Origin of the sequence: Streptomyces sp. CLV115 (genome assembly GCF_038448545.1) — a bacterium.
Lineage (GTDB): Bacteria > Actinomycetota > Actinomycetes > Streptomycetales > Streptomycetaceae > Streptomyces > Streptomyces sanglieri.
The window spans coordinates 1-3,087 of record NZ_JBCEWQ010000315.1 but is presented as its reverse complement, the minus strand read 5'-3'; the positions used below and the strand labels follow the sequence as shown (position 1 = coordinate 3,087).

General features: G+C 70.5%; 2 protein-coding genes. Both read right to left on the bottom strand.

The features are described 5' to 3' along the window. Positions 1–122 precede the first annotated feature (122 nt). On the bottom strand, positions 123–1,079 hold the full coding sequence (locus tag AADR41_RS41730; protein ID WP_342287670.1) for an IS481 family transposase: 957 nt from the start codon (positions 1,077–1,079) through the stop codon (positions 123–125). 659 nt (positions 1,080–1,738) lie between these two features. Beyond that, on the bottom strand, positions 1,739–3,070 hold the full coding sequence (locus AADR41_RS41725) for a M20/M25/M40 family metallo-hydrolase (protein WP_342287669.1): 1,332 nt from the start codon (positions 3,068–3,070) through the stop codon (positions 1,739–1,741). Between the last annotated feature and the right edge of the window lie 17 nt (positions 3,071–3,087).

The following is a 3,087-nucleotide window of genomic DNA, read 5'->3' as shown; positions in this document are numbered from 1 at the left end:
CACATCCTGCACTGGTCGACCTGGCGCCGACGACGACAACACCAGGCCCGCATCAGTCACTACAAACGGCGCGGGCACAGCCCCTGACCTGGCCATCAGTCACGGCAAGCACCGTTGCAGTACTAGATGTATTGACCCGTAGCGTTGTTGGCACGGCTGATGGGTGGGTGTCCGCCCAGTGCGGTGTGGCAGCGGTGGTGGTTGTAGGTGTGGAGGAAGTCTGCCAGGGCTTCGGTGCGCTCGGTGTTGGTGGTGTAGGGCCGTAGGTAGGCCCATTCGTCGAGCAGGGTGCGGTTGAAGCGTTCGACCTTGCCGTTGGTCTGTGGCCGGTAGGCCCGGGTGAGCTTGCCGGCCGCGCCGAGTTCGGCGAGGGCGGCCTTCCAGGCCAGGCCCTTGCGGTAGGCCCAGGCGTTGTCGGTCAGGACCCGTTCGATGCGGGTGATGCCATGGCCGTGGAAGAACGCGGCCGCGCGGGTCAGGAAGCCCGCGCAGGTAGCGACCTTCTCGTCGGGGTGAATCTCGCTGTAGGCGAGGCGGGAGTGGTCGTCGACGGCGGAGTGGACGTAGTCGAAGCCCATGGCGGAGCGGGTGGCCCGGCCGGCCTGGCGGCCCAGGGCCTTGTGGCCGCCGCCGTCGGGGATCCGGCCGAGCTTCTTCACGTCCACGTGGATCAGCTCGCCGGGACGTTCGCGTTCGTAGCGGCGGATGACCACGCCAGTCGGACGGTCGAGCCAGGCCAGGCGGTTGAGCCGGTGGCGCGTCAGGATCCGGTGCACGGTGGAGGCGGGCAGGCCCAGGATCGGGCCGATCCTCGCCGGTCCCAGCTTGCGGTCCGTCCGCAGTCGGCAGACGCGGGCCTCGATGTCGGATGCGGTCCGGTGCGGCGTCGTGCGCGGGCGGCTGGACCGGTCGTGCAGCCCCGGCTCGCCTTCGGTCCGCCAACGCCGGACCCACTTGTGAGCCGTTGCCCGGGATATGCCCATCTCGGCCGCCACATGCGCGACCGGGCGCCCGGAACGCACACGATCAACGAGCAGCCGCCTGCCATGAACGGTCAGCCGGGCATTACGGTGGGACACGAAGACCTCCGTTGTGTGGTGAAGCCTAAGGGCTGTCCCGCAATTCCTGGCGGGCGTGCGACGACAGCTACGGCACCTCGCCGCGTTGTCGGAACGTCCACATACATCCAGTATGTGGACGTCCCTCCGCCTTGCGATGCACCGCATCTGACGCCGCACGCTGTTCCACCAGGAATTGCGGGACAGCCCTTAGCCCCGGCCACCGGCCCCGGCCAGGCGGCGCCTTCGGAAGATCTCGGATGGCCGGATCGCGACCGGGCGATGATGCGCCGACATGAACTGCCGGACAACGATGGGCGGTTCGCCCGTTCGCTGCGGCCCGGTCCGTTCCCTGCGAGGCGGGCTCGCGCCCCGGGACCGACGGCGCCGTGACGCCGCTCCGGTTCGATGACGGGGATTGCGTCGGGTGGCTGGAACACCTGGGGTGCGATCCGAGGAACCCCGGAGCCGGCCGCTGATGAGGCCGTCGATGTGCGATTGCGGTGCGCCGTTCGGCGAGGCCGCCGCACGCACGACGCCGGCCCTCACGACCACAACGGGTCGTGAGGGCCGGCGTCGTATGCGGCTCGACGATTCGCCGACGGTGTCGCGGTGTCGGCGGGGGTGTGCACGAGGAGCCGGCCCGGGTCGGGGCGGTTGTGCGGGCCGTGACGGTGAGGTCAGCAGCTCTGCCAGAGGCGGGTCATGACGCGGACGCCGAAGCGCAGGCCCTCCAGTGGGACGCGTTCGTCCACGCCGTGGAAGAGGCGGCCGTAGTCCAGGTCGTGCGGGAGCTTGAGGCCCTTGAAGCCGAAGCAGCGGATGCCGAGGTGGGTGAAGGCCTTGGCGTCGGTGCCGCCCGGGTTGCAGTACGGGACGGGGTGGCCGTCCGGGTCCTCGGCGCGCACGGCCTCGCACATGGCGTCGACCAGCGGGCCGTCGAACGTGGTCTCCAGCGCGATGTCGTGGTTGACCCACTCGCGGGTCACCGAGGGGAGCAGGAGCCTGTCGACGGTGTCGATCAGCTCCTGCTCGTGGCCGGGGAGGAAACGGCCGTCCACCCGGGCGGTCGCCTTTCCGGGGATGACGTTGGTCTGGTACCCGGCGTTGAACATGGTGGGGTTCGCGGAGTTGCGGAGCACCACCTGCATGAAGTCGGAGACCGGGCCCAGCTTTGCGAGGCTGCCCTCGATGTCGTTCTCGTCGAACTCGACACCGTAGAGGCGGGCCACCTCCTCCAGCAGCGCGCGGACCGGCTCGATCAGACGGATCGGGAAGGTCTCGCGGCCGATCCGGGTGAGTGACTCCGCGAGGTCGGTGACCGCGTTCTCGTCGTTGGGGGACGAGCCGTGGCCGGCCCGGCCGGTCGCGGTGAGCTCCATCCAGGCCATGCCGCGCTGGGCGTTCTCGATCGGGTAGAGGCGCCGGGTGTCGTCGATGGCGAAGGAGAAACCGCCGCCCTCCCCGATCGCCTCGGTGACCCCGGCGAACAGCTCCGGGCGGTGCTCGACCAGCCAGTGGGCGCCGAACTTGCCGCCCGCCTCCTCGTCGGCGAGGAAGGCGAGGACCAGATCGCGCGAGGGCCTGGTCCCGGTGCGGGCGAAGTGACGGGCGGTGGCCAGCATGACGGCCACCGTGTCCTTCATGTCGATCGCGCCGCGCCCCCACAGGTAGCCGTCGCGGATCTCACCGGAGAACGGCGGGACCTGCCACTCGGAGGCGTCGGCCGGGACCACGTCCAGGTGGCCGTGGACCAGGAGGGCGCCGCGCCCGGGGTCGCCGCCCGCGATCCGTGCGATGACGCTGGCACGGCCGGGGGCGGACTCGACCAGCTCGGACTCGATGCCCACCTCGGCCAGGCGGCCCACCACCCAGTCGGCGCTCGCGCGCTCGTTGCTGGTGGGGTTGGAGGTGTCGAACCTGATCAGTTCGGCGCAGAGTTCGACGACCTCGTCCTGGGCCTCGGCGGACGCCGGGACGAAGGAGGCGGCGGTGGGGTCGGGGGTGGTCATGCTGCTCCCACAGGGGT